We start from the raw sequence: 26314 nt of genomic DNA, 5'->3' as shown, positions 1-26314 counted from the left end.
CGATGCATCTGTAGGATAATAGTTTGAAAAACAGTATGAGTCAGCACTGTGGGAAGAGGAGGAAGCCACTGTGAAACACTATGATGTCATTATTGTCGGGGCCGGTTCCATGGGAATGGCAGCCGGCTACTACCTGGCCAGGCAAGGGGTCCATACCTTGCTGATCGACGCCGGCGACCCGCCGCACCAGATGGGAAGCCACCACGGCGACACGCGCATCATCCGTCATGCATACGGAGAAGGCGAGCTGTATGTGCCATTGACGATTCGGGCCATGGAGCTGTGGAAGGAGCTGGAGGAGGCATCAGGAAAGCGCCTGTTTGTACAGACAGGCGTACTAAGCGGCGGTCCTCGCGACTCTCGCTTCGTGCAAAATGTGCAAAAGAGTGCAGAGCGCTATTCGCTTCCGCTGGAGGTTCTCAGCGCGAAAGAGGCAGCTAAGCGTTGGCCGGGGATACACATGCCGGACGATTTCACCGGGTGCTACGAGCCTACCTCCGGTGTCCTTTACAGCGAAGACTGTATCCGGGCCTATCGACAGCAAGCGCTTCTCCACGGTGCAGAGCTTCTGGTCAACGAACGGGTAAAAGAAATTTCTGCGGCGCCGGATGGTGCGGTGGTCGCAACCGAACATGGCACCTACGCCTGCGACAGGCTGCTGATCAGCGCCGGAGCATGGAACCCGGATGTACTGACTTCTCTCGGCCTTTCCCTGCCACTGACGCCTACGCGAAAAACGGTCTCCTGGTTTGAAGCAGACGAGAGCCTGTACCGTTCCGACCGGTTTCCCGCATTTATTTTTGATTTGCCGGACTCGATCTTTTACGGCTTCCCCAGCTTTGACGGGGCTGGTGTCAAAATCGGGCGCCATGACGGCGGCCAACCGGTGCACCCCGATCAACTCGACCGCACGTTTGGGACGTATCCTTCCGACGAAGCGGATACCCGCTCGTTTCTGGAAAGATTCATGCCGCAGGCAGCCGGGCCGTTGCGTCAAGGCAAGGTATGCTTGTACACCTTTACTCCGGACGAGGATTTCATCATCGACAAGCATCCAGAGTACCCGCACATCGTCATTGCCGCCGGTTTTTCCGGACATGGCTTCAAGTTTGCAAGCGCGGTCGGAGAGGCTGCCAGTCAGCTGTTGACCAGCGGAACTGCGGTCCATGACCTGTCCCGTTTTGCCATCGGCCGCTGGTAGGCGCCCCATAACAACAACAGGCCGGGAAGAGTAGAAACCTCTACCGGCCTGCTTTCATAACGGCTTTCATAACGGCTTTCATCACAGCTCCCATACTGCCGACCCGATCTCCGCCCTGATTTTCCCGGCTTCTGTCTCCGTGCTTCCAGACATGAAGCGGATTCCCCCGGTATCCTCAAAAGCAGCCAGGTATGCAAAACCAGGCCGCGTCGCCTGGCTCAGCAGTTGGGCGCGTCTCGTCGCTCCGGGTCTGCGCTTGCCGTTCAGATGATGGAGGATCCCCTCCGCGGTTTCGACACCGATCCCATGCCCAAAATATCTGCCATTGCCCAAGTCGACGGCATTTTCCCCCTGCCACTCCGGCTCATCCAGCCGGTACTCGGGATTTTCAAAGTAGAGAATATCCCCTGGCAAAAAGGTGCGCGTTTGCTCTGTAGTCAGCCGAAGATCCTGATCATACCTCCAGTCATAAAGCAAAATGCCTCTGAACAATTGGTCAAAATCTGCCCTGCGAATCGTCTGCAAAACTGCGTGATACAAAATAATGACCATTGCGGTCGCGCATTCAAACGCATAGGCATGGCCGTTTCGGAAAATGTCTTCGATAGCGATGGACGGAGGCACCTCGGGCCGGAGCATGCACCCTCCGTAATCCGTCCGCACCCAAAACCTTTCGTTGCATCTCGTCTCCTCAAAGGTGGCAAAAGCCAGGCCGCTCCGGAACAGCTGCAGGGAGGAAACGACAATTTGATTGCGCAGTCTGAGCTCGTAGCGGAGCAATTCGGCATTTGGATAGTCAAACACTTCCCCCGCCCGAGCCATTCTGTCGACAGTCTCGCGCTGGACGCTGTTCAAACGCCATTCGCTGGCCAATGCCGCCGGGTCGACTGGCATTCCTGCGATACTGATCACGCCTGATATTCCCCCTTCCTGACGCATTGCTACACTGTATGCAGGCTGGGCGGGATTATCACTGTTCTGTGAACAGCGGTTGGTGTCTTTCGCGTTTATGACTGCCGATTGATCCACTTTCCCATGAAAAATACGTCATCGCGGGTGAAGCCTAGCTTTTGATAGAACGCTCCGACTCGCACGTTATCTTGCGCCACCAATAAATTCATCTTATCGCAGCCGACTGCCCTCATCCGCTCCTCCAGCTCGTTCATAAGCAGGCGTCCGATTTGTTTGCCCTGGGATTCTGGATCGACGGCCAGGTGGTAGACCCATCCCCGGCGACCGTCGAAAGCGCCCATGACGGCACCGATTAACTGGTCTTGCTCGGTGGCTACCAGGAACAGCTCCGGGTCCCGCTGCAGTTTTTTTTCGATCGCTTCCCGGCTGTCGGAGGGCGACGGGGTCAGCCCTGCACGCATCCATAGCTCTACTACCGCCTCATAGTCTGTCATCTGGAAAGAACGAATGTCCATCGTCTCATCACCTTGGTGGAAGATTTGAAATATTGAATGATTATACTACAAATTTTGGCGGCTTATCGGCCAAGGTTTGGAATAGAAGGGACTTTAGACTTTATTCCGCTCAATTGGTTAATCGTAGATGCGGCATAATAAGGCTCGGGTGATCACAATGGTACGGTTTATGAAGGGAAGCTTGACGGAGATGAGATCATCATCGGTTCTTTTGTGGCAACCACCTCATTCCATACAACCTTGTACAGAATGGAAGACGGACATCTGCTTTTTACTGACCTGAATAAACAACTTCATGGGGCAGATAGTGTTCGCGTAACCGATGACCTTTTCTTTGAAGTGCGTCAAGAGACAGACTCGAGTCCTGACATGTACAAATACAGGAATAAGAAGCTGATTCCTATTTTTTAGCGTGATTTTCTGAGCTATGGGAACTTGATTCTGAAGAGGCAGAAGTCACGGAAAGAGAAATCTAATCCGGTAAACTGGAAGATCGAGATAATGACTGCTCCCCAGCTTTTGAATTTCTCCCCCCATATTGTCGAACATATTGAACAATGTAGTTATCAAGTTCTTGACTTAATTCAATTACAGAATGATGGGAGATGCCTTTTTCCTTTGCAAGGTTGCATAATTGCATTCGTAACTGTTCTATTTGGAATATTAGTTTATTCTGTTCCAATTTCAATTCCCCCAAAATTGGAGTCTTCTCATAGGTTCTAGGACATACCTAGTTTTTTATTATAAATTCTGTCGCAAAATTTATTTAACAATCGGATAATTATAGACGTTTTACAAAATTCAACAAAATTCGTCTAATTGATAAAAAAATACCCCATCTCCTAATCGAGAGGGGTATCCATTTTTTATAGGGAAACACTATGCTTACATTATTAATTTCAGGGCACCGATCTTCTCAAAGTAATAGATGCTTTGCATATAGGCTTCCATCCCTTCATCAATAAGTCCATTCGTCATGAAATAATTACCTTTTAGCTTGTAAAATCTCCCTAACTCAGAATATTGATAGGGGTCGTTATCGAAAATCTGAATTTTTTTCTCCTCTTCCTCAAGAAAACTTTTAATCGAATTAAGGTCACTCACTTTGCACAGTGCATCAAATAACTCGGTGAGTCTAAATATCCGGTTAACTTCTGTGGTCTCAACCAGACATTCCCTTAACAAGGGAATAGCTTCCTCATATTTGCCTGTTCTTGAATAAACAGTCCCGCGAAAAAATTTAATCCGTTCAATGATAAATCGGTAATCTAGCTTTTCAAATAAATCAAGGTGTTGTTCTAAAGCCCTATAATCTCCCAGGAACATATATGAATTGCAGATTGCCAAGGCTACTCGCTCTTTTAGCTCATTGTGTGTAAGATCTGCGGCGTGTCCCATCTTTCCGAACTCAATACATTTTTCATACTTTTTCATAGCATGAGCATGAAAAGCCATTTTGTAATAAATGGTTACCTTTTCCTCATTACTCAAAAAATCAACATAGTGCAAGATTTCTTCTCCGGTGTTATAGGTCTCTTCTAATCGATTGAAATCATCTCTTTCTATCAGGTATTTGTTCAATAGTCCTTTTGCCAGAAACCGCTGCATTCCACGTTCTCTGGCATACTTTATAATTACGTGGTATAGCGGCAGCTGAAATCTTAGATCTGATGAAGAGGAAACAAAGTTGTACAGTCGTTCCATTAAGGAATAGCTTTCCTCATAAGGTGTCTCAAGAATCCGCTGAGCAACTCTTGCGGCCAGTGGAACATTGAACAACCGAATTGCCTCATTAAGCAGTCCAAATAGCACCTCAGGACGTTTATCGATTTCAATATAGAGTTCAACAATCTTATCAGTCGGAATATTCAATACCTTAGCTAAGGGCATTGTTATTTTTAATCCCGGACGCCTGGTACTTCCGTTTTCAATCTTTGCAATGACTCCTTTGCGAACACCCGTCAATCTAGCTAGTTGTGAAATACTTAAGTTAGACTGTTTTCTATATTTTTTTAGGACATCTCCGATGGTTGCAAATTCAAGTGTATGTACACTTTCCTTCACGACTGCCACCTTCCAATAAACTGTTCCCATTTCTCTAACAGTCAGTTTTCACCCAAATATTAACATTGGTGCATTTGTTTTGTAAATTGAAGGTTTCTTTTATTACCCAAGTTCAGTAAAGCAGAAGTATAGAAATGAAAACTATCATTCCAATCCTAAAAAATAAAAAGATAGAGCAGCAAGAACTTTCCCCTTGCCTCTCTATCCTTAACTACTCTTATCTTTTTCCATCCCTCACAACAACCACGACTGCACTACCGGAAAAAACACATAAGCCCAAACAACCGTGATCATCGCCCCGGCGATGACCGCCAGCGTAGCGCTGCTTCCCTCGACATCACCGCGCTCGAACGCTTTTGCCATGCCGAGCGCATGGGCGCCCATCCCGTACATCAGCCCGACGGCGAGCGGATGCTGGAGCCGCATGCGCTTGATGATTTTCGGTCCGAGAAAGACACCCGCAAAGCTGGTCAGCATGACAAATGCTGCGGTCAGCTCAGGCTCTCCGCCCAACGCCTTCGATAGATTGACCGCTACCGGCATGGTAATTGAGCGAGGAATGACGCTGACGGCCGCTTCACTCCCCAATCCGAGGAAGAAGGTGCTCACCACCCCGGCCAATACAGCCGACAGAGAGCCGAGCGCCAGGCTGCCGACGATCATCCGCCAATTTGCCGCAAGTATCGGCCAGTTCCGATAGAGCGGGATGGCGAAGGCGACCGTCACCACGTCGAGCATGTCTGCAAAGAACGACGTCGCTTCTTTGTATCTTGCAAAGGGGAGATCGAACAGCAAAACGAGCAAGACGATTCCCAGCGGTGCCAGGATGGCCGGAGAAAAGAGCAGACCCGCCTTTTTGGCGCTGATGCGCTTGGCTCCCCAATACAAGGCGAGGGTAACAGCAACGCTACAGGTTTTCCACAGAATCACGCTGCTCGCTCACCCCGCTCCATCGGAACAGCCGCTGGGCCAGAACTCCTGTGGAGATCATCACCAAGGCCGTTCCGCTGACGACCACGGCCAAAACGAGAAGCCCTTTTACACCCAGCATCCACGGGTATTGGACAATGCCCGCAATCGAGGGGATAAAGAACAGAATCATTTCGGACAGCAGCAAAGCCGCTCCCGCTTCCACCCATTTCAGGCGGATCAGGCCCGATTGCAGGGCCGCGAACAGCAGGCCAAGGCCGATCAGGCTGCCAGGTATATGCAGCTGGAAAAACGCTGCTGCCGCTTTTCCCAGCCAGGCAAACACAAATAAAATCAATATCTGCGGCAATGCCGTCAGCCATTTTTTCATCGAGACCACCCCCGGTGCCAGCTAACTGATAGCACCATTGTAAGGGGCCCTCTTGCTATTCGTACAATATATAAACATCATCAAATCTATGCAAAAAAGTTATACATAGGCGTGCTCGCGGACAAATCCGATAAACGCCCGGGCGGCGTGGGACAAATAACGATCTTTGCGGCAGATCAGCGCATACGTCCAATCGATGGGCGGCCAGGAAAGGGCGACGACGTGAAGGCGGCCTTTGTTCAGGCGCTCGGCCACGGACCGCGGTACGAGGGATATGCCCATCTGCGCGGCGACCATCTCCCCGACAAAATCCCACAGCGAGCTCATGTAGGCGACCTTCGGCTCAAAGCCGGCCCGCAAGCACGCTTGCCGGACCACGTCATGCATCGCGTACTCCTCTGTAAACAAGACGAATGACTCGTCTTCGAGCTCCTTCAGATCGACGCTCTCTCTCCCGTACAGCCAGTGCTCCTGGTGCACGATGGCGACCATCTCCTCGGACCGCAGCGGGATTGCCTCGAAGCGTCCCTCGTCCACGGGCAGCACGGTCAAGCCGATGTCGATATGGCCTTGCTCGACCTGTACTTCCAATGGCCTCGCGCTGTACTCCCTCATTTCAAGCTCGATATGCGGGTAGCGCTTTTTGAAGCCGGCAATAGCCGCCGGCAGCAGAAACGCACCTACCGTCGGCAGCAAGCCAAGCTTGACGAATCCCCGCTCCACCTGGCGCAGCTCTTCGATGGAAGCCGTCAAGTCGCCCATGATCTGCAGGACTCGCTGGGCGTACTCAAAGACGAGCTGTCCGGCATCGGTCAATTCGATTTTCCGCTCGGTCCGGTCGAGCAGGATAACATCCAGTTCCGTCTCCAGGCTCTTGAGCATTTTGCTGATGGACGGCTGCGAGACATGGAGCACCTCTGCCGCCCGGGTAAAGCTTTTCTGCTTCGCCACCTCGGCGAAGTACTGAAGCTGCTTGATGTCCATGACAATAGCTCCGATCAGGAGATGGTGAACACTTCATGCTTGCCGGACAGCTCGACAAAGAGGTTCATGCCCGCGATCTGTCCCGCTTTCAGCTTGTCCGCCACCCCGTAATGCTCCACGCAGGTCTTGCATCCGTACACGGGGACTCCCTGCTCCTCCAGCTCCTTTAAATGAAGATGGGCGAGCGATTGCTCTGTCAGGTTGAAGACGCCGCGGTTCATGCAGAAGATGGCGGCCGGTTTTTGCTCTGCCTGTTTGACGTGTACGAGAAAGGTCTCCATCACGATTTCTCCGAGCTCGGGCTCTCCTTTTCCGAATTGGTCGGAAGCGAGCAGGATGACCTTGTTATGCATGGTTTGTTCCTCCTTTTGCAGGTATCGTTGTTACCAGCTTACCATACATGAGCGGTGGATCAGAAATGCTTTGGCTGGTTTTGACCAGTTGATGAAAACGAACATGACAAATTTAACATGTTTGTAAAAAAGACCGCTCCGAAATAGAAAATTTCTACTCGCGGAACAGTCTCTCATTTTACGGATAGATAGTCGCATCACATGCAATTCTTAAAAAAGTTGCAGCAAGTTGACTATAACAATAAAAATTTCAATTTGGTAGTTATCGTTTCAATATGGTAGTAAGGTTTCAATATTCACTACCTTACCTATTCCCTCTCAACTTACAAATCCTCGTTAGCCAACTCATACATTGCCCGCGCATACATCGCGGCGGACTTGAAGAGATCGTCCAGCCCGATAAACTCATCCGGCTGGTGGGCAAGCGACACTTTGCCCGGGAACAGCGGTCCGAAAGCGACGCCGTTCGGAATGTGGGCGGCATATGTGCCTCCCCCGGTGGAGAGCAGCTTGGGCTCTTCGCCCGTGGCGTAACGATAGACGCGCTGCAGCACCTGGATGACCGGATGCAAGCGGTCTACGTGGTGCGGCTTTTTGATGATCGGCGGCTCAACGATGAAGCCGTACTTGCCGACGCTCTTTTCGATCTGCGGCAGGATGCGGCTGTCATCGTCGCAGACGGGGAAGCGGAGGTTGATATGGAAGAAAGACTCGCCCTCCGGCTCGTACTGGATGATCCCCGAGTTGATCGTCAGCGGACCGGTAATCTCGTCCTCGCTGGCGATTCCCAGCGCCCGGCCCCGCCAATCCTCGAACAGATAGGCATCCGTGCAGGCCAAAAAGCGCTGCGCATCCTCCTGGAACGAATAGTCCTTGAGAAAATGAATCAGCAGAAGGCCCGCGTTGATCCCTTGGTCAGGCTCCATCCCGTGGGCTGATTTGCCCTCCAAATGAAAGCTCGCTTCTCCGTCTTCCAGCAGCACCTGTCCGGGGCGGCCGCAAGCAGCCAGATAGGAGCGAAACTCCTCTGCCAGCGCCTCCAGCCTCTCCTCTGGACCTGCTACCCTGGCCCGGGCCGCTTCCGGCACCATATTGGGAACGCCGCCTGCAAAAAACGATGCCAGGAAAAGCCCGGATCGGTCGTTTTCATTTGCCGAGGCGCTTGCCCCTATTTGCCGCAATACCACTCTCGTGTTGATCTGCCCTTTCTCCGCATGGACGATCGGGAAGTCCGCATCGGGCGCAAAGCCGGTCAGCGGCTTCTTCTCCATCACCTTGTAGTGCTCGATGCAGCGGCACTGATTTTCTTCATTGGTCCCGAAAATGAGGCGGATGTTCCGCTTGAGGGCAAGCCCGGACTCCTTGACGATTTTCAACGCGTAAAAAGCAGCCAGCGTCGGTCCCTTGTCGTCGATAGCGCCGCGCGCATACAGCTTTCCGTCGCGGATGGACGGCTCATACGGCGGGCTTGTCCATTCTCCGGTCGCCGGTACGACATCCAGATGGCAGAGGACGGCGATATAGTCGTCATCTGGCGCTCCCGGGCCGTACTCGGCGTAGCCGTAGTAGCCCGCCTCATTTTTTACGCGAAAGCCCTCACGGCTGGACAGCTCGAGCATATAGCTCAGCGCCCGCGCCACCTCGGCCCCCATCGGCTGATCCGGTCCTGCCGTCGACAGGTCGTACGTGCTCGGGATGCGCAAAAGGCCGCCCAAATCCTCCAGCAGCTCCTCTTTTCGCCGTTGTACCTCATCCATCCAGTCCATGCTCTTCACCCTTTTCCGTCTCGTTCCCTTTATCTGTCAGGTCAAGCTTCGTTCTCTCCAGCCGACCGTGTCATCCATTTTCGGCGCCCGCTCATCCAAAAGCCAGCAAGCCGCCTGATGCGTATCCGAGCAGCGCATGTGCTCCGGCTGATACGACAGGCAGATCTCCAGCGCGTACGGACAGCGCGAGGCGAATCCGCAGCCCTTCGGCGGGTCCAAGAGGTCCGGCGGCGTACCCGGAATCGCCATCAACTGCTCCTCTTGCATGTGCAGCTTGGGCATGGAGGCCAAGAGTCCCATCGTATACGGGTGCTTTGGCTGGTAAAAGATTTCGTCCACCGTGCCGACCTCGACGATTTTTCCCGCGTACATCACCGCCACGCGCGAGGCCATGTTGGCGACGACCCCCAGATCATGGGTAATCAGGATGATGGCCGTCCCCGTCTTTTCCTGCAAATCTCTCATCAGGTCGAGAATTTGCGCCTGGATGGTAACGTCGAGTGCGGTCGTCGGCTCGTCCGCGATCAGAATTTTCGGGTTGCAGGCCAGCGCCATGGCGATCACCACACGCTGCCGCATGCCCCCGGACATCTGGTGGGGATACTGCTTGTACCGCGTCTCCGGCTGCGGGATGCCGACCAGCGCCAGCAGCTCGACCGACCTTTTTGCCGCCTCTGCCTTGCTTACCTTTTGGTGCTTCAAAATGACTTCGTCGATCTGCTTCCCGACGGTCATCGTCGGATTGAGCGAGGTCATCGGGTCCTGGAAAATCATCGAGATTTCCGCGCCGCGAATGTCCTGCATCTCCTTTTCCGACAGCTTGGCCACATCCCTGCCCTCGAACAGGATTTCTCCGTTCTTGATCCGTGCCATCGGGCTGGGCAAAAGACGCATCAGGCTTTTGGAGGTGACGGACTTGCCTGAGCCGGATTCGCCCACGATGGCGAGCGTCTCTCCCTTGTCAAGCTCCAGGCTGACGCCGCGCACCGCCTTCACTTCCCCGACATACGTCGAGAAGGACACTTCCAAATCCCTGACTTCCAGTAGTTTGTTCATGTCGCTTCGCTCCTCGTCATGATGCTATTTGCGCATTCTCGGGTCAAGCGCGTCCCGCAAACCGTCGCCCAGGATGTTAAAGGTAACCATGATGGCGATGATCACGATAGCCGGATACAGGAGCAAATGGTACTGCGTATTGATCGCCTGATATCCGTCGTGAATCAGCACGCCCAGTGAAGCCATCGGCTCTTGCAGGCCAAGGCCGATAAAGCTCAAAAACGCCTCGGTAAAGATCGCCGACGGAATCGTAAACATCGTATTGATCACGATAATCCCGATCGTGTTGGGAATCAAATGCTTCAAAATAATTTGCGTATTGGATGCTCCCAGGGAGCGAGCCGCGAGCACATATTCCTGCTCCTTCAGCTTGAGGATTTGCGCACGCACCAGACGGGCCATGTTTACCCATCCGGTAATGACCATCGCCAGCATGATCGTCATGATCCCCGGCTCCATCACCATCATCAGCAAAATGATGATGATCAGGCTCGGAATCCCGATGATGATCTCGACGATCCGCTGCATGACATTGTCCACTCTGCCGCCGACCAGGGCGGAGATGGCTCCGTACGCGACACCGATCACCAGATCAAGCACCGCTGCCAGCACAGCGATCAACAGCGAAATGCGGGTGCCTTCCCAGATGCGGGCCCATTGATCGCGGCCGAACTTGTCCGTCCCCAGCCAGTGATCGGCGTTCGGCGCCTTGTACACTGCACTGTAGTCGGTATCGTAATACGTATAGGACGTCATCCACGGCCCGATGATGGCCAGCACCCCCAAAAGGATCAGGATGATCAGACTGACGATGGCCGCCCGGTTTTTCCGCAGCCTCCGAAAGCTGTCCTGAAAGGCTGTGAGAGGGGGCCGTGAAATTTTTTCCGGTTCTTTCGCGCTGACGCTGGCGGGTCGAAATAAATGGTCCAGACTCGCTTTTTCTTGCTGCTGCATGTTCTCACTCCCCTCCCGAAGCCAGACGGATTCGCGGATCGATCACGCTGTACAACATATCGACGATCAGCATGATGAACACGTAAAACGCGCTATAGAAAATGGTGATACCCATGATCGTGGAATAGTCGTTCATTTTGATTGAATCCACAAACAGGCTTCCGATGCCGGGTACCCCAAAAATGTTTTCGATAACTAGTGATCCGGTCAACAGATTGACGACGATCGGACCTAAAATGGTGACGACAGGAATCAGCGAGTTGCGAACGGCGTGCCGCATGACTACTGCCATATTGGTCAATCCCTTCGCCTTTGCCGTCGTAATGTAGTCCTGCTGCAGTACCTCCAGCATTTCATTGCGGGCAAATCTGGCAATGATCGCGACTACGCCCACGGAGAGTGCGACGGACGGCAGGATCGAGTTTTCGTAGCTGTCCCAGAAAGCGACAGGCAACAGCCCCCACTTGAGACCGACGTAGTATTGCAAGAGTGCTGCCAGAACGAAGTTGGGGACCGAGACCCCCAGCACGGCGATAAACATCGTGAAGTAATCCCAGGCGGAATTATGCCGGTAGGCTGCGATAATTCCCAAGATCAGGCCGATCGACAAACCGAGTACGACCGCCTGCAGACCGATCAGGGCGGATGGCCCGATCCGGTTTGCGATAATGTCTTTGACGGGCATGTTTTTATAGGTAAAAGAAGTACCAAAATCGCCTTGAACGACGTTCGCCAGGTAGCGCACATATTGAACGTACACCGGCTGATCCAAACCGTAGCTGGCGTACAAGAGCTGCCGCTCCTCTACGGGCAGTCTGTTCAGTTTTTCCTCGTCAAACGGCGTACCGGGAAGCTGTTTCATCAGAAAAAATGTAGCCGTCGTGATGACAAACAGGGTGATGAGGAGATACACCAGCCGCATGCCGATATATCGTTTCATGCGTACACCTCCTGTAGCAGAAAGATAAGGAAGAAGAGAAGGGGCTTCTCTTCTTCCCGCAAGTCAAGCTGTTATTCCACAGTTGCGTACTTGTATTCCACCGGGGAACCGTACGGATGGAAAATCAGGTTTTTCACGTGCGGCTTTTGCAGGAAGGAGTTTCCTCTGTAGAACAGCGGAGAAACTACCGCGTCTTCGGCCAGGAGGATTTTTTCTGCTTCCAGCAGCATGTTGATCCGTTTTGTTTCATCGACTTCTTTTTTCGCGGATGCGATCAGCTCATCGTACTTCGGATTTTCGTAGTTGCCGCGGTAAGGCGTATGGTTCGCCCACAGGTCGAGGTACGTCATCGCATCGTCGTAGTCCGCTCCCCATCCGGTTACGCCGAACTGGTAGTTGCCTTCGTCCATTTGCTGGTTGCGTGCTTTTACGGTTTTCGTTTCAACCGTTACGTCAATCCCGAGGTTTTTCTTGTATTCGCTTTGCAGGAAGGTACCCAGGTCCTTGGAAAGGGAATCATCCGGTACCAGAAGCTTCAATTGCGGCGCTTTGCCCAATTCCTTCACGCCTTGCTCCCAGTACTCTTTCGCTTTCGCCGCATCGGCCTTAATCAGATCGCCCTGCAGGTCGCGGAACGATTTGTGGTCGACACCGCTCATCTGGACCGGAATCATGCCGGTTGCCGCTTTGGAGCCGTTGTTTAAGATCACTTGCTCCAAAATGGTCGCATCATAGGCAAGCTGCAGAGCCTTGCGGATGTTCAGGTTAGACGTGCCTTCCCCTTTGGTGTTGAACTGGATGTAGTTGGTACGGAACTCGATGTCTGTCGTATACTCAGGGTCGTTTTTGAAGGTGTCAACGTCTGCAGAAGAGAGCATTACGCGGTCGAGCTCGCCTGCCTTGTAAGCGTTAAGCGCTGTGCTTTGCTCCTTGATGACCTTCAGGTTGATTTTTTCCACTTTTACATTGGCATTGTCCCAGTAGTTTTCGTTTTTCACGAGCGTCGCTCCGGAAGCCGGGTCAAACGAGGTCAGCTTGTACGGACCTGCATACAGCATGTTTTCCGGTTTCAGTGCGTAATCCGCGCCCTTCTCTGTTACAAACTTCTCGTTGAGCGGGAAGTACAGGATGAAGGTAGTCAGACGCAGGAAGTACGGTGTCGGCTGGTTCAGCGTAACCACCAGTGTCTTGTCGTCTTTCGCATCGATTGCGACAGCATCCGCGCTGCCTTTTCCGGATGCGTATTCAGCGCCGCCCTTTATGTAGTCGGACAGGATGAAAGCATAGCCGCCTTTGGAGGTTTGCGGGTTCATCGCTCCGAGCCAGGCGAATTTGAAGTCGGCTGCGGTGATCGGATCGCCGTTGCTCCACTTGATCCCGTCACGCAGGGTAAATGTATAGGTCAAGCCGTCTGGAGAGACTTCCACGCCTTTTGCCAATGCAGGCTGCGGCTCGTGCTTCTCATCGAGGCGGTACAGACCTTCACTGACGTTGTTCAGCACGGAGAACGAAATGTTGTCCGAGGTAGAGAACTGGTTCAGGTCTTTAATCTCGTTTTCAAAGGAAAGGTTGATAACGCTTTCTTTTTTCGCTTGCTGACCGTCTGCCGCAGGTGCTGTTCCTCCGGGAGCACTGCTCGATCCCTTATCGCCGCTGAAGTTGCATCCCGTGGCGACGAGGCTGACCAGCATCAGTAGACATAGCAAGGATGTGGACCACTTCTTCTTCATTGATCTGTCCCCCTATTTTTGGTGTCAGAAGTATATTTGCATAAAGACGGCGCTTTCACTTTCATGACGAAGCGCTGTCTCATACACGAGTAACAGCATCGCACGGCTCTTTTCTCAAGCGGAGAAAGCCAGACGATCAGCAGGAGAGAAACAGGCCGACTGCCTCATGTAGCCAACTGCCTTAGGGAACCGACTGCCCTAGGCAAAATCGGCTCCGGCCAGCGGGGCGAAGTGCTGCAGCGCCAGAGCGCCCGCGCCGATCACGATGGCTTCTGCCTTCAGCTCCGAAGCGATGATGCGGAAGGTTCCCTTGAACGGCTCCCAGATCACTTGCTCGCAGTGCTCGTGAACCAAATCCACGATTTCGGTGTAGTTCTCGATCAAGTCTCCGCTGAGAATCACCGTATCCGGGTTGTACATGCAGACGATATTGTTGATCGTAATCCCGATGTACAGGGCTGTGCGAGAGACGATCTCCTTGGCCCAGCGCTCGTCGGCACGCGCCGCTTCGAACACTTGGCCGATGTCAGTGATCTCCTTGACGCGCCGCGCTTCGGTGATGAGGGCGTTTTCGTCTACATAGGTCTGCAGGCAGCCGCGCTTGCCGCATTCACACAAATTGCCGTTGGGGTCCAGGGTCGTATGCCCAAGCTCCCCGGCACTGTTCGATCCTCCTCGGAAGATCTCCCCGTCGATAATCAGTGCCGAACCGATACCGGTACCGATCCCGATCAAGGTCGTCTTCGTCGACCCCTTGGCCGAACCGTACAAGTATTCAGAAAGGATTTTCACTTTCAGGTCGTTGTCGATCACCGTCTTGATCCCGAGGATTTGTTCCACCAGAGCTGCAAACGGCACGTTTTTCCAACCGAGCGTACTGGAAAACTGGACAATCCCTTTTTCGTAATCGATCACGCCAGGGACACCGATTCCGATGCCTACGACTTTCTCGGGTGAAATCTTGCATTTCTTGATCAGGCCGGAAATCTCTCGGCCAATCAATGCTGCCGTTTCCTCAGGCGAGGACTCCAATGCCGTGTGAGCGACGCGGTGATGCTCTACCACCGTTTCGCTGAAATCCATCATCCCGAATTTGATGCGCTTTTTTTCGATTTCGACTCCCACGGTATAAACGGCGTCCGCTATGATGTCCAGCTGGACCGCCTTGCGTCCGACACCCGAGGATGTCAAATCCGTCTCCTGCACCAAGCCCTCCTCGCACAGCTCGCTCACAAAGCGGCCGACGGAGGTGGCGCTCATTTTGGTGATCTTGGCCAGTTCGGCCCGGGAAATCGGACGCTGCTTTTTAATGATGTCCAGGATCATCTGCTTGTTGTGCTGCTTGATGACGTCCTGGTCCTGCTTTACGATTTTTTTCATCACGGACATGCTCCTCTTCCACATATTCGCGTTTCAAGGTTTATTTATCCAACAGTGTTATAAATTGTGTGATAAAAGATGGATAATACTCCGATCAAACACGAGGAGCAGACGATTTTTGCTTTATTTCGGTCGGATAGCTTTTTTAATTTCTCCATTGGTGTTAATAATGAGTTTATCTGGCATCCTGTATGAAGTCAACTGTTATTTCCAAATGGTGCGACGCTTTTTATTTTTTTGAAAATGCCTCTCACGCCATCCCTCCCCATACTTGATTTTGAGCCGACCGACCGCGTCTTTTCCTCTCTTGACCGCAGAAAAAACCACCCGGCAAATGCGGATGGTTGGCAAGCCTTATTTGATCGAATTCCAATCGTAGGGCGTTTCCTGATACACATAGTAGTTGAGCCAATTGGAAAACAGCAGGTTGGAATGAGCGCGCCACCTGACCACTGGCGGTAGGCTCGGGTCATCCCCCGGGAAATAGTTTCTGGGAATGGCAATCTCGAGGCCTTTGCTCACATCACGTTCATACTCTTCCCGCAGCGTGCACGGATCGTACTCGGAATGTCCGGTGACGAAAATTTGCCTGCCGTCTTTCGTCGCAACGATGTACACACCCGCCTCCTCCGATTCGGACAATATCTCCAGCTCCGGCACTTTCTCGATGTCCTCCCGCCGATTCTCCGTGTGACGGGAGTGCGGAATGTAGAATACGTTGTCAAACCCGCGGAACAGCTTCACATTCTGCTTGTTCAAGGTGTGCGGAAAAACGCCGAACAGCTTCTCGGGAAGCGGATGCTTCGGAACGCCGAAATGATGGTACAGCCCTGCCTGTGCGCCCCAGCAAATATGCAGTGTCGACGTCACGTTGGCCATCTTCCAGTCGAGAATTTGCTGCAGCTCCTCCCAGTAGTTCACCTCGCAAAAATCCATCTGCTCCACGGGCGCTCCGGTAATAACCATTCCGTCAAACTTCTCGTGCCTGATTTCCTCAAAGGTCTTGTAGAAGGTGGCCAGATGCTCTTCCGGCGTGTTCTTGGAGGTATGGCTGGACGGGTGCAGCAAAACGACCTCCACTTGCAGCGGGGTATTCCCCAAAAGGCGGAGCAGTTGGGTCTCCGTAGTCTGTTTCACTGGCATCAGGTTGAGAATGACGATGCGCAGCGGGCGAATGTCTTGGGTAAACGCCCTGCTCTCCTTCATCACAAAGATGTTTTCATTCTCCAATATCTCTGTCGCCGGCAACTCATCAGGCAATTTGATTGGCATGTTTCTCCCCCTTTCAGTCCGTCACAACGCTGTCGCCAGACAATAATCCGACTAATTCGCCATGACTACTTAAGATTCCTGCTTCACTTTTCCCTGCATTCAAAATGTTCTGTCTCTACTATAGCAGGAAAACGGACCACAGGGGGTACTGCCTTAGGCAGGCATTCGCTTTGGCTTGCATTTTTTCCGCGTACGTCCCTATCGCTTTCATTTCTCCGCCGTCCGCTTTTCATCAGACTCAGACATCCGCAGCCGTCAGTGCACAGATACTCGCTTCCCGCCTGGCTCTTTTTCCGGTGCGGCTGCCCGTCTGAGAAACAGCGAGCAAGCCCAAGCGACGGCAATCAGCGCGAATGCCAGCAGGAACGCGCTTTTCATCCCGGCAAGCATAGCCAGGATTTTTCCCGTAGCATCATTTTGCGCGCCTGACGGACTTTCCAGAAACCGCTTGGAGCCATTCGTCATGACCGTTACGAGAAGCGCTGTCCCGACCGCACCCGATACCTGCTGGAGCGTGCCGATAATCGCTGTGCCGTGGGGGTATAGCGGCGGCGGCAGTTCATTTAGGGCATTGGTCATCACGGGCATCATCAGCATGGAGATGCCCAGCATGAGCAGCGTGTTCAACAGCATGATCATCCCGTAAGAGGTAGACAGCGTAATGATGGCAAATTGCCAGAGCGTATTTCCGATCAGCGCCAAGCCGATGACCGCCAGCCACCTCGCGCCGAATTTATCAAACAACCGTCCGGTGATCGGAGACATGATCCCCATCACCACTCCGCCGGGCAGCATGACCAGACCCGCTTCCAGCGGACTGTATCCCAGCGCGTTTTGCAGAAAAATCGGCAGCAGCATCATCGCCGAGAACATCGCCATCATGACGATCATCATGATCAGCGTCGAGATGCGGAATACCTTGTATCCAAACGCCCTCAGATCCAGCAGCGGCTGCGGAATGACGAGCTGTCTCCATACGAACAGCCCCAAAGAAACGGCCCCGGTGACGATCGGAATGAGGACGCCATTGCCCGTCCATCCCCCGTGACTTTCGCCAGCGCTGCTAAAACCGTACACAATCCCTCCGAATCCGAAGGTCGAGAGAAGAAGAGAGATGACGTCAATTTTGGGATTCGTCGTCTCTGTCACATTCTTGAGCTTGGCATAGGCAAAGCCAATTACAAACAAAGCGATAGGCAGCACACCGTAAAAAAGCACCCTCCAACTGAAATGCTCGACGATGATGCCGGACAGCGTAGGTCCGATCGCAGGGGCAAAGGTGATTACAATCCCGATGGTCCCCATCGCTGAGCCTCTTTTTTCAATAGAGACGATGGCAAATACTACATTGGTCAGCAAAGGAAACAACAGTCCAGTCCCGGCAGCCTGCAGCACCCTGCCGGTTACCAGCAAGGCGAACCCTGGCGAGATCGCCGCGATGAATGTTCCCACTGTGAACAAGCCCATCGCCGACAGGAACAGGCTCCTTGTCGTGAACCGCTGGAGCAAATAGGCGGTAATCGGTATGAGGACTCCGATCACGAGCAAGTACCCGGTCGTCAGCCATTGCGCTTTGCTTGGTGAAATGCCGATGTCGGCCATGATTTTGGACAAGGCAACGTTGAGCAGGGTCTCGTTCAAGATGGCTACGAACACGCCCAGAATCATGACCATGACCACGACAAAATTGCCTCTGCTCCCGAAAGTCCCTCCTGTATGCTGCACTTCGCGTTTTTCCACAATCGCTCTCCTCTCCTTGGCAAATGCGCCCTGTTTCATGGACTCTCTTGAACCGTTGCCGCCCTCCCGCTTCGTTTTTAGAACCTTATTCTAGCCTGAAATGCCTGCACAGATTTCTTACCGATTGCTATGTTGCTGACGGCGGTATGCATGCCCGAAAGCTCTGAAAATACGCTCCACCGAAAGCATGCGGGAAAGAGTCCTGCCAAATGAGGCCAGCGTGGCTCCAATCTGGAAATCACCCTTTTTTTTGCGTATGATAGAGGGTAATGATCTTTTGCTAGAAGGGAGACAAAATGGCCCCCCGCTCAAAATGGTTGATATATAAATGGATTCTCGCGATAATCATCGCTTGCTTGTGCATGTTCCCGGCGACCCCCTCGCCAGCCGATACATTTGCTTCCGATGCAACGGCCAAGTACACGTCCGTAAAAAGCGAAGCCGTCCAGATTGTCAGCTACCGGCCTCATTTTACGGTCAAGTTTTTGAAGCAAAAGCTGCAAGGCTCCCTGTTCATGGACCAGTTGCGGAATTTGCAGCAAACGTACGCCGCCCCGCTCGTGACATTCCTGTTTGTGATCCAGACGCTGCTAAAATGGACCTTGCTAATGCCGATCCGATACGGGTCGATCTTCGTGGGCAGCTCCCCTTTTGGAACGCATTACATTCCAGAGAGGGGAAAAGCGGAACATGAAACATACAAAACAAGATGCCGAAATGATTCGGAGAACCGTAAAAGATTTGAAAATATTTGTCATCTTCATCGGGTTCGTGGTGGCAGGTTTGCTGGCCGCCAAATATTACTTGGGCTAACATGCAAATCCTCCCCTTGTTTTTGGGGGAGGATTCATTCATTGTCACGACGAGCCTATCATCAGAGCAAAAAGGAGTCTGTTCCGTGGAAAAATCACTTTATTTCGTCGTTAGCTGGGCGGACGCCAAGCAGTATTCGGACGCACTGAAAAAGCTTGGTATCGAACATATCATTGAAACGCCTGAAGAGATTCCTTCTCTCGTGCCGGGAGAGCTGGCTTTTGTATTTCCGAGCTTGCCCGTGCGCGTTTACGCCAAAGTCAGGACGCTTTTTTCACATAACGGCAAAAGATATTAATGCTGTGCCTGCCATGTAGAGCGTATTCGTCCTCCTGTTTGCGTCCCTCACACGCCATTCCTCCGCAATCAAAACCAGATTGTCAAACATCCCAAGCCGGTCCCGGCAATGTCTCCCATGATCGCAAATTTGGAACAGAAATCATTTTCCTCCCCCTCTATAATCAAGCCGGGAGGGAAAGAAATGAAGCCATTGCAAACAAGAGATCCATTTCACGTATACATCTATACGTGTTTCCTGTCACAGCTATTTTTCACCTTTGTATTTACGGTGAATCTGCTCTATCAAGTACAAGTCGTGAAGCTCGATCCGTTTCAGCTCGTTCTCGTTGGAACGGTATTGGAACTATCCGTTTTTCTTTTTGAGATTCCAACGGGAGTTGTTTCAGATTTAAAAAGCCGGAAGCTTTCTATCATCATTGGCTATGCGTTGATCGGCATTGGCTTTCTGGTAGAGGGGCTCTTTCCGCATTTTATACCCGTGCTGTTGAGCCAAGTCCTTTGGGGGCTCGGCTATACATGTACAAGCGGCTCGCAACAAGCCTGGATTGCCGATGAAATAGGGGAGGATCGCGCTTCACTTGCCTTTATGAAAGGGGCTAAAGCGAACAGGCTTGGGGAAATCATCGCGATCCCTTTTAGTATGGCCACAGGTTTTTTTATGGTTAATCTGCCGATCGTTATCGGCGGGAGTTGTATGATTGGGCTTGCTGTATTTTTGAGTTTTGCCATGAGAGAAGAAAATTTCAAACCTGCGACTCGCGAGGAACGAATATCGAGTTGGCAGAGCATCAAGGGGAATATGAATACGATCATTCATTTTACGAAAACAAGCGCGATCATCCGCATCCTATTTCTCATTGCCTTGTTTGTCGGATTTTATAGTGAAGGATTCGACCGGCTGTGGATATCCCAGTTTTTGAGCGTATCCCATTTATCGGACGTAATGGATGGTAGTTTCGTGGCGGTAGTTGGCAGCATTCAGCTCATCATCGTGCTCATTTCCTACGTGATCCTTCACTTTGTAAGTCGAAGCCCGATCCATCAGCATCTGCGCCTGATTTATGTATCGCTGTTTATCGGGAGCAGCGTGATTATCGCCTCATTGCTCGGTTTTGCGTTCTCTTCGCTTGGCGCTGTTTTAATCGCATTCTACGTCATCATCCAGGTGACGCGATCTGTGATGCATCCTTTGGAGGACATCTGGTTAAATAAAATCATTCCCGACTCGTCCACGCGTGCGACCTTCTTTTCCGTCAAAGGGCAAGTCGACGCCATCGGGCAAATCAGCGGCGGACCCGTAATCGGCTATATCGCTTCGAGCTTTACCATCAGGACGGCTATTGTGGCAAGCGCCATTCTGTTGACCCCTGTTCTAGTTTTCTACCATAAGCTCTTGAAAAAACGGAAAGGGTGAATCGATCACCCTCTTTCTTTTTCGATAATGGGAATATGGATTTCCATATAGATTTTTTCGTAATCCCAGTAATGGCAGTGTTCATCGTAGTATTCGAAATCAAAGCCGGCTTCATCTATTTCGTAAGACGATTGCGGCAGCCAATCTTCAAGGATGTATTGCCACGTTCCTTTAATGGAGGGGACGAACTGTGCGGGTTCCACGAGCGGCGTCCGAAAGATTGCGTACGTGGTTTCCGGGATGAGAAAGGCCGTCAGTTCCTTTGGAAGAGGGCGATCGTTATCGTAGTGTACGGCAAATAAATACGTAAATCGGTCCTTGTCCTGCTCGTTGCTTATATTGATGCAGTACTCGCCATGCTTTTCAGGGGATAATAATTGATAGAGAAACCGTTCTATCGAGCCATCGGTTAACCCTCGTTGCTGCCAAAATGCCGGGGCGTCCCTCGTATAACGGACATTTTCAAAAGCGCCTTCGAACGCTTTACCCGCTACATAAAACGCGCTCCGCTTCGCGATCTTCGGCTGCATAATGATTCCGCCTGTATTTTTTTCATGGAGGCTTAAGAGATTTAATTTTTGCGGCAGCGATAGCGGACAATGCAGCTTGTATAAGCTTGGAGGGCTGCCAAAGCATTTCTTGAATGCCTTCGTAAAGCCGGAATGGGTCTCGAAGCCATAATCCATCGCGATTTGAATGATCTTTTCGCCGTTCGCCAATTCATACATCGCGTATTGCAGCTTTCTTTTGACAACGTAGTCCATGATCGTGAAACCGGTATGCTTGTGAAAAATCCGATAAAAATGGTAGGGCGAATATCCAGCCATCGCCGCCAGCTTTTCCGGATCGATTTCATCTTTAATATGATCTTCGATATAATCGATTGCTTTTTGAAGCAAGAGTAATTGGTGGATACAAGCACCCCCTTGTAGACATACGATGGGCCCTATTCAGATACCGGGCAATCCGTTCATTGTCTAGAGTATCAACAGCATCGGCAGACGTCCGCGTCCAGGCCGGCTTTCAAAGCGAACTAAAATAAAAATAACAGATAAGCGGCTTGATCGCATCAGGCTGCTTATCTGTCGTAGAACATGTTTCTCTGGCGCAAAAGCAAACTGCTTTTCCTATTTTTTAAACGTCACGATTTCACTCGTATCTCCAAACCGGAGAACAGGCTGGCTCGGCTCCGTCTCGGCGATGATCTTCCCGTGCCGAATCGAGTAACGGACGGTAGCCTGGCGGCGAATCGCATCGTATTCGTCCTGTGCGTTGAGAATGATCAGATTGCCCGGCTTTCCTTCCTCGATGCCGTACTCCGCTTCGATATGCAGCGTCTTCGCGCTGTTGACGGTAATCAGATCAATCGAGTCGACGATTTGCTCGTAGCCCATCAGCTGGCAGGCGTGAATGCCCATGAACAGCACCTGCAGCATATTCCCGGTACCGAGCGGATACCACGGATCGAAAATGTCGTCATGGCCGAAGCAGACGTTGATGCCCTCCTGCACCATCTCTTTCACGCGCGTGATGCCGCGGCGTTTTGGATAGCTGTCAAACCGCCCCTGCAGGTGGATGTTGACCAGCGGGTTGGCCACGAAGTTGATGCCGGACAGCTTGAGCAGACGGAACAGCTTCGACGCATAGGCATCATTGTACGAATGCATGGCCGTCGTATGCGAAGCCGTCACCTTTTCCCCGATCCCCAGACGGAGTGCCTCGGCGGCTACCACCTCGACGAAGCGGGACTGCTCATCGTCGATTTCGTCGCAGTGAATGTCTACGAGACGGTCGTATTTCTCAGCCAGGCCAAAAGCGAGCCGCATGGATTCGACGCCGTATTCGCGGGTAAATTCGTAATGCGGGATTCCTCCGACAACGTCAGCGCCGAGACGAAGCGACTCTTCCAGCAGCTCCGCTCCGTTGGCGTAGGAAAGAATGCCTTCCTGCGGGAAAGCGACGAGCTGGAGATTGACGTACGGAGCCATCTCCTCCTTAACCTCCAGCATGGCGTGCAGCGCGGTCAGGCTGGGGTCTGTGACGTCCACATGCGTGCGAACATGCTGAATCCCCTGCGCCACCTGCCATTTGAGCGCTGTCTTGGCCCGCTGCTTGACGTCTTCCTTGGTCAGCGTCTGCTTGCGCTCCGACCAGCGCTGGATGCCTTCAAACAGCGTTCCGCTCACATTCCAGCTAGGCTCTCCCGCTGTCAAAGTGGTATCCAGATGGATGTGCGGCTCGATGAATGGCGGCAGGACAAGCGCCCCACCCGCATCCAGCACTTCTCCTTCGAAACCTGTGATCTCCGTAGCGATTTTGACGATCTTGCCGTCACGGATGGCGATTTGCCACAGCCCTTCGCGTCCGCGAAGCTTTGCGTTGGTAATAAGCACAATCTTTCACCTCTTCATGTTTGTCGCTTGCTTCTGTGTCTGCTTTATTTTACCTGTTTTCCGTAAGATTCGCCGAACGGTTCGCCCCCATGACTCTCATAACGACGACATAGATCAGCGCCGAGCCGATGATTGCATTGAGCGGCGGAATCCCCGGCACGAATGTCGCGAGCAGGACACCGGCTACCCAGGCAATGATCGCAACTACATTGACGCTGGCGAATTTTGCTGTCTCAAAATGCTTGTACTTCTCCCGGTTGACAAAGAAGTAATCCGCCAGAATAATGGCCCCGATCGGCGGCAGCGTGGAGCCGAGGAAGGTCAGGAAGTCGACGAAGTTGTTGTAGAGCCACCAAGCCAAGGCGGTCCCGACCACGCCGTTGAAAATGACCACTTTTTTGATTTTCACTTTGGTAATGTTGGACAGGCCAAGGCCTGAAGCGTAGAGCGCATTGTCGTTGGTCGTCCAGATATTCAAACCGAGAATGATAATGGCCGGCAGAATCATTCCCTGCAAGAACATCACTTCAGAAACATCGGACTGTCCCGTCGCGATGGCCCCGATCGCCCCGAAGAAGAACATCAGCGAGTTGCCGATGAAAAAGGCGATCACAGTCGCGATCACGCTGTTTCGCTTGGAGTTGGCAAAGCGGGTAAAGTCCGGCGTCAGCGTCCCGCCGCTGATGAAGGACCCGACGCAGATCGTCAGGGCTGTCGCCATGGAAATCGCTTGCGCCGGTTGATATTGCAAAAGTCCCTGCAGTCCCCCCACAGAGTTCGCTGCATCAGTAACCGAAATCATGCCCAGTACGGCAATGGACGGACACGCGATAAAGCTCAGTATGGCCAATGCCTTGATGCCGAAATAGACAGTAGCCGTCATCACAATACCGAACACCACGATCAGCAAAAGCGTATCGATCCCCGTCACCTTGTTGACTGGCAAAGCAAACATCGCTACCCCTACGCCGAACCAGCCGATCTGCGTCGCCGCCAGCATGAACGAAGCGAGGTACGAGCCCTTTTCCCCGAAGGCAAAGCGGGCCAAAAGATGCGTGGACAGGCCCGTATCAGCGGCCATATACGCCAATGCCCCGGTGTAGATGCCAAGAATCAGATTTCCTGCAAGTACGGCCAGTACGAACTGGGTAAAGGTAAGCCCCGTCCCGAGCTGACCGCCCGACCACATGCTGGCCGAGAAAAACGTAAAGCCGAGCATCACGACGAGAATGTGCCAAAAACTGCTGCGCTGCGATTTCGGAACCGCTTCGAGTGAATATTCCTTATCGACGGATGAAGTGCTCATCTGTACCACCCCTGTTGTTATTTTGTAGACCGGCACCCAACCAAAAAGAGGCCTCCTGCCGTATTTCCTGACAAGAGGCCTCTTTCACCCACAACGACAGAAAGGGACACAAAGATTCCCAGCCTGCCATCAGCGGATTTCCGACTTACCTTGTCAGCCTCACGGGACTGATTTAAAGGTACCGTATCTAGTTCATTGGAATTATCTGCGATTCTTGTCCATCTGTCAATGAAAACCTGCCGACGAGACCCCGCTAGTTTTTTCACAAGTGTATGCGGACCCTTTCATCGCTATGACAAGAACTTATTTTCCTTTGTCGATATAGCGCTGCATCAGGCTCGCTCTGGTCAGCCAGACCTGGTCGCTCAGATGAATCCGGTAATGCTCGGGATTCATCATCCGCAAGTACTCCGGCCAGAACATCTGCAGCTGCTCCTTGTGATGACGGCGGATTTCTGCCAGATCAGGCAATTGATACACACGCTTGCCTTCCACAAAGACAGGGACGAGCAGCGGCTCGGCCACGTAGTTTTCCACCAGCTTGCTCAAGTACGTGTGGCTCGGGTGAAACAGCTTGATCGGCGCCTGCTCCTGGATGTCCGTCTCTGACGGATAACAGAGATAGTCCGCGATCGCTTTTCCGGTGCTTCTGTCGATCAGCCGGTAAATGTCTTTCGCTCCCGGAGTCGTCACTTTCTCCGGGTTGGCCGATATTTTGATCGTCGGGATGTACTCGCCGTCGTCACCTTCTCGGGCGACCAGCTTGTACACACCGCCCAAGGTAGGCTGATCTGCTGCCGTAATCAGCTGCGTCCCCACTCCCCAGGAGTCGACCCTCGCCCCCTGCACCTTCAGGCTCAAGATCGTATGCTCGTCCAGATCATTGGACGCGACGATTTTCACGTCGGAAAGCCCTGCCTGATCGAGCATCTCCCGCGTTTTGATTGAAAGAAAGGCAATATCGCCGCTGTCGAGACGAACAGCCCGCAGCCGTTTGCCCTGCCGCTGCATCTCCAGGCCGATATTGATCGCATGCGGCACCCCGCTCCCCAGCGTATCGTACGTGTCCACCAGCAATGTCACTTGGTCAGGCAGAGCGGCTGCATAACGGCGGAACGCCTCCTCCTCGTTTTCGTGCGACTGGACCCAGGAATGGGCATGCGTCCCTGCCGTCGGGATGCCAAACAGCTTTCCTGCCAGCATGTTTGACGTAGAGTCAAACCCGGCGAGATAGACAGCCCTCGTTCCCCAGAGCGCAGCGTCCGCTTCCTGGGCGCGCCGGATGCCGAATTCCATCAGCAAATCGTCTTTGGCTACCTGACGGATCCGCGACGCCTTTGTGGCAATGAGCGTTTGGTAGTTCATAAAATTAAGCAGCGCTGTCTCCATGAGCTGCGCTTCAAAAATTCTGCTTTCCACGCGAACCAACGGCTCGTTTGGAAACACCAGCGAACCTTCCTTGACAGAATGGAGCGTCCCCGTGAAGCGAAAATTGCGGAGCTCCTCGAGAAAGCCGGGATCGTAATTTTCCTCCTGCTCGCGCAAATAATCCAGATCGCTTTCTTCAAAGCGAAGATCCTCCACGTATTTGACGATCCGCTCCAAGCCCGCAAATACGGCGTAACCGTTTCCAAACGGAAGCTTCCGAAAAAACGCCTCGAAAACCGCTTTGCGATTGTGGGTGCCATTGATCCAATGCGCATACATCATGTTTATTTGATACTTGTCTGTATGTAAAGCCAATCCTGGTGAAAGCAAGCTGCTTCGCCTCCTGTTGTTGCAGCGCCTGTGCGGAAAACCGGCGGACACCGCGGCGCTGGACGCCCTCCTCGAATCTGGCGTATACGAAAAACGCATGAATACTTCTCTCTATTTTAGCCTTTGTCGATGACAAGGTATAGCTTTGAAATGCAAAAGAAGG

24 protein-coding genes are annotated in these 26314 nt (G+C 52.4%); 4 read left to right on the top strand and 20 right to left on the bottom strand.

Annotated elements, in window-relative coordinates; all coding sequences use genetic code 11:
* Positions 1-70: 70 nt before the first annotated feature.
* On the top strand, positions 71-1201 hold the full coding sequence (solA, locus tag NST37_RS04545; protein ID WP_339186346.1) for an N-methyl-L-tryptophan oxidase: 1131 nt from the start codon (positions 71-73) through the stop codon (positions 1199-1201).
* Between the two features lie 81 nt (positions 1202-1282).
* Here solA and NST37_RS04540 read toward each other — a convergent pair whose 3' ends face one another.
* From NST37_RS04540 to NST37_RS04465, 16 genes are all read right to left on the bottom strand, one after another.
* On the bottom strand, positions 1283-2113 hold the full coding sequence (locus NST37_RS04540) for a protein-glutamine gamma-glutamyltransferase (RefSeq protein WP_003390971.1): 831 nt from the start codon (positions 2111-2113) through the stop codon (positions 1283-1285).
* Between the two features lie 95 nt (positions 2114-2208).
* The gene (locus tag NST37_RS04535; RefSeq protein ID WP_172920102.1) at positions 2209-2628 is read right to left on the bottom strand and encodes a GNAT family acetyltransferase; all 420 of its coding nucleotides are present in this window, start codon (positions 2626-2628) and stop codon (positions 2209-2211) included.
* Between the two features lie 472 nt (positions 2629-3100).
* The gene (locus NST37_RS04530; protein ID WP_227277798.1) at positions 3101-3310 is read right to left on the bottom strand and encodes an aspartyl-phosphate phosphatase Spo0E family protein; all 210 of its coding nucleotides are present in this window, start codon (positions 3308-3310) and stop codon (positions 3101-3103) included.
* A 203-nt stretch (positions 3311-3513) separates the two neighbouring features.
* Positions 3514-4692: a helix-turn-helix transcriptional regulator gene (locus NST37_RS04525; RefSeq protein WP_339186345.1), complete on the bottom strand. Its 1179-nt coding sequence runs from the start codon at positions 4690-4692 to the stop codon at positions 3514-3516.
* Positions 4693-4926: 234 nt separating this feature from the next.
* A complete protein-coding gene (locus tag NST37_RS04520) occupies positions 4927-5622 on the bottom strand; it encodes an LrgB family protein (protein ID WP_039070005.1) in 696 nt (231 codons plus the stop codon).
* The gene (locus tag NST37_RS04515; RefSeq protein ID WP_031932111.1) at positions 5600-5992 is read right to left on the bottom strand and encodes a CidA/LrgA family protein; all 393 of its coding nucleotides are present in this window, start codon (positions 5990-5992) and stop codon (positions 5600-5602) included. Before NST37_RS04515 ends, NST37_RS04520 begins: the two co-directional genes overlap by 23 nt.
* 99 nt (positions 5993-6091) lie before the next feature.
* Positions 6092-6976: a LysR family transcriptional regulator gene (locus NST37_RS04510; RefSeq protein ID WP_024985382.1), complete on the bottom strand. Its 885-nt coding sequence runs from the start codon at positions 6974-6976 to the stop codon at positions 6092-6094.
* Positions 6977-6990: 14 nt separating this feature from the next.
* Positions 6991-7329 (bottom strand): DsrE family protein, encoded by a 339-nt coding sequence (locus tag NST37_RS04505; RefSeq protein WP_003389248.1) that lies wholly within the window; start codon positions 7327-7329, stop codon positions 6991-6993.
* 323 nt (positions 7330-7652) lie between these two features.
* Positions 7653-9095 carry a dipeptidase PepV gene (gene pepV / locus NST37_RS04500; RefSeq protein ID WP_031932110.1) on the bottom strand — a complete coding sequence of 481 codons (1443 nt, stop codon included), beginning with the start codon at positions 9093-9095 and terminating at the stop codon, positions 7653-7655.
* Between the two features lie 36 nt (positions 9096-9131).
* Positions 9132-10151 (bottom strand): ABC transporter ATP-binding protein, encoded by a 1020-nt coding sequence (locus NST37_RS04495; RefSeq protein WP_003389251.1) that lies wholly within the window; start codon positions 10149-10151, stop codon positions 9132-9134.
* 24 nt (positions 10152-10175) lie between these two features.
* On the bottom strand, positions 10176-11105 hold the full coding sequence (locus NST37_RS04490) for an ABC transporter permease (RefSeq protein WP_122959019.1): 930 nt from the start codon (positions 11103-11105) through the stop codon (positions 10176-10178).
* A 4-nt stretch (positions 11106-11109) separates the two neighbouring features.
* Positions 11110-12045: an ABC transporter permease gene (locus NST37_RS04485; RefSeq protein ID WP_024985380.1), complete on the bottom strand. Its 936-nt coding sequence runs from the start codon at positions 12043-12045 to the stop codon at positions 11110-11112.
* A 71-nt stretch (positions 12046-12116) separates the two neighbouring features.
* The gene (locus NST37_RS04480) at positions 12117-13775 is read right to left on the bottom strand and encodes a peptide ABC transporter substrate-binding protein (protein ID WP_003389255.1); all 1659 of its coding nucleotides are present in this window, start codon (positions 13773-13775) and stop codon (positions 12117-12119) included.
* A gap of 198 nt (positions 13776-13973) precedes the next feature.
* On the bottom strand, positions 13974-15155 hold the full coding sequence (locus NST37_RS04475; protein ID WP_035980150.1) for an ROK family transcriptional regulator: 1182 nt from the start codon (positions 15153-15155) through the stop codon (positions 13974-13976).
* 354 nt (positions 15156-15509) lie between these two features.
* On the bottom strand, positions 15510-16427 hold the full coding sequence (metA, locus tag NST37_RS04470; RefSeq protein WP_003389257.1) for a homoserine O-succinyltransferase: 918 nt from the start codon (positions 16425-16427) through the stop codon (positions 15510-15512).
* A 255-nt stretch (positions 16428-16682) separates the two neighbouring features.
* Positions 16683-18167 carry an MDR family MFS transporter gene (locus NST37_RS04465; protein ID WP_227278213.1) on the bottom strand — a complete coding sequence of 495 codons (1485 nt, stop codon included), beginning with the start codon at positions 18165-18167 and terminating at the stop codon, positions 16683-16685.
* A gap of 690 nt (positions 18168-18857) precedes the next feature.
* Between NST37_RS04465 and NST37_RS04460 the strand changes: the two genes are divergently transcribed.
* The 3 genes from NST37_RS04460 (at position 18858) to NST37_RS04450 (ending at position 20694) form a co-directional block, all read left to right on the top strand.
* Positions 18858-18980: a hypothetical protein gene (locus NST37_RS04460; protein ID WP_255320373.1), complete on the top strand. Its 123-nt coding sequence runs from the start codon at positions 18858-18860 to the stop codon at positions 18978-18980.
* An 85-nt stretch (positions 18981-19065) separates the two neighbouring features.
* Complete coding sequence (locus NST37_RS04455) at positions 19066-19278, top strand: hypothetical protein (RefSeq protein WP_024985480.1); 213 nt, start codon at positions 19066-19068, stop codon at positions 19276-19278.
* Positions 19279-19461: 183 nt separating this feature from the next.
* Positions 19462-20694 (top strand): MFS transporter, encoded by a 1233-nt coding sequence (locus tag NST37_RS04450; protein ID WP_339186344.1) that lies wholly within the window; start codon positions 19462-19464, stop codon positions 20692-20694.
* A 5-nt stretch (positions 20695-20699) separates the two neighbouring features.
* Here the strand turns inward: NST37_RS04450 and NST37_RS04445 are convergent, their stop codons facing one another.
* From NST37_RS04445 to NST37_RS04430, 4 genes are all read right to left on the bottom strand, one after another.
* Positions 20700-21593, bottom strand: a complete 894-nt coding sequence (locus NST37_RS04445; protein ID WP_003389265.1) for an AraC family transcriptional regulator — start codon at positions 21591-21593, stop codon at positions 20700-20702.
* A gap of 228 nt (positions 21594-21821) precedes the next feature.
* Positions 21822-23087: a cytosine deaminase gene (locus NST37_RS04440; RefSeq protein ID WP_339186343.1), complete on the bottom strand. Its 1266-nt coding sequence runs from the start codon at positions 23085-23087 to the stop codon at positions 21822-21824.
* 49 nt (positions 23088-23136) lie between these two features.
* Positions 23137-24393 carry a cytosine permease gene (gene codB / locus NST37_RS04435; RefSeq protein ID WP_339186342.1) on the bottom strand — a complete coding sequence of 419 codons (1257 nt, stop codon included), beginning with the start codon at positions 24391-24393 and terminating at the stop codon, positions 23137-23139.
* Between the two features lie 303 nt (positions 24394-24696).
* Positions 24697-26151, bottom strand: a complete 1455-nt coding sequence (locus NST37_RS04430; RefSeq protein WP_003389268.1) for a nicotinate phosphoribosyltransferase — start codon at positions 26149-26151, stop codon at positions 24697-24699.
* Between the last annotated feature and the right edge of the window lie 163 nt (positions 26152-26314).

This window comes from Brevibacillus sp. FSL K6-6036, from assembly GCF_037964015.1.
In the GTDB taxonomy this organism is placed as follows: domain Bacteria; phylum Bacillota; class Bacilli; order Brevibacillales; family Brevibacillaceae; genus Brevibacillus; species Brevibacillus borstelensis.
The sequence above is the reverse complement of the archived record's forward strand: the minus strand, read 5'-3'. Positions and strand labels throughout refer to the sequence as shown.

What these genes read in the sequence shown, in the direction of transcription:
- NST37_RS04535 (WP_172920102.1), bottom strand. Translation starts at nt 2,628, where the DNA reads ATGGACATTCGTTCTTTCCAGATGACAGACTATGAGGCGGTAGTAGAG.
- NST37_RS04515 (WP_031932111.1), bottom strand. Translation starts at nt 5,992, where the DNA reads ATGAAAAAATGGCTGACGGCATTGCCGCAGATATTGATTTTATTTGTG.
- NST37_RS04510 (WP_024985382.1), bottom strand. Translation starts at nt 6,976, where the DNA reads ATGGACATCAAGCAGCTTCAGTACTTCGCCGAGGTGGCGAAGCAGAAA.
- NST37_RS04505 (WP_003389248.1), bottom strand. Translation starts at nt 7,329, where the DNA reads ATGCATAACAAGGTCATCCTGCTCGCTTCCGACCAATTCGGAAAAGGA.
- pepV (WP_031932110.1), bottom strand. Translation starts at nt 9,095, where the DNA reads ATGGACTGGATGGATGAGGTACAACGGCGAAAAGAGGAGCTGCTGGAG.
- NST37_RS04495 (WP_003389251.1), bottom strand. Translation starts at nt 10,151, where the DNA reads ATGAACAAACTACTGGAAGTCAGGGATTTGGAAGTGTCCTTCTCGACG.
- NST37_RS04490 (WP_122959019.1), bottom strand. Translation starts at nt 11,105, where the DNA reads ATGCAGCAGCAAGAAAAAGCGAGTCTGGACCATTTATTTCGACCCGCC.
- NST37_RS04485 (WP_024985380.1), bottom strand. Translation starts at nt 12,045, where the DNA reads ATGAAACGATATATCGGCATGCGGCTGGTGTATCTCCTCATCACCCTG.
- NST37_RS04480 (WP_003389255.1), bottom strand. Translation starts at nt 13,775, where the DNA reads ATGAAGAAGAAGTGGTCCACATCCTTGCTATGTCTACTGATGCTGGTC.
- NST37_RS04475 (WP_035980150.1), bottom strand. Translation starts at nt 15,155, where the DNA reads ATGAAAAAAATCGTAAAGCAGGACCAGGACGTCATCAAGCAGCACAAC.
- metA (WP_003389257.1), bottom strand. Translation starts at nt 16,427, where the DNA reads ATGCCAATCAAATTGCCTGATGAGTTGCCGGCGACAGAGATATTGGAG.
- NST37_RS04460 (WP_255320373.1), top strand. Translation starts at nt 18,858, where the DNA reads ATGAAACATACAAAACAAGATGCCGAAATGATTCGGAGAACCGTAAAA.
- NST37_RS04450 (WP_339186344.1), top strand. Translation starts at nt 19,462, where the DNA reads ATGAAGCCATTGCAAACAAGAGATCCATTTCACGTATACATCTATACG.
- codB (WP_339186342.1), bottom strand. Translation starts at nt 24,393, where the DNA reads ATGAGCACTTCATCCGTCGATAAGGAATATTCACTCGAAGCGGTTCCG.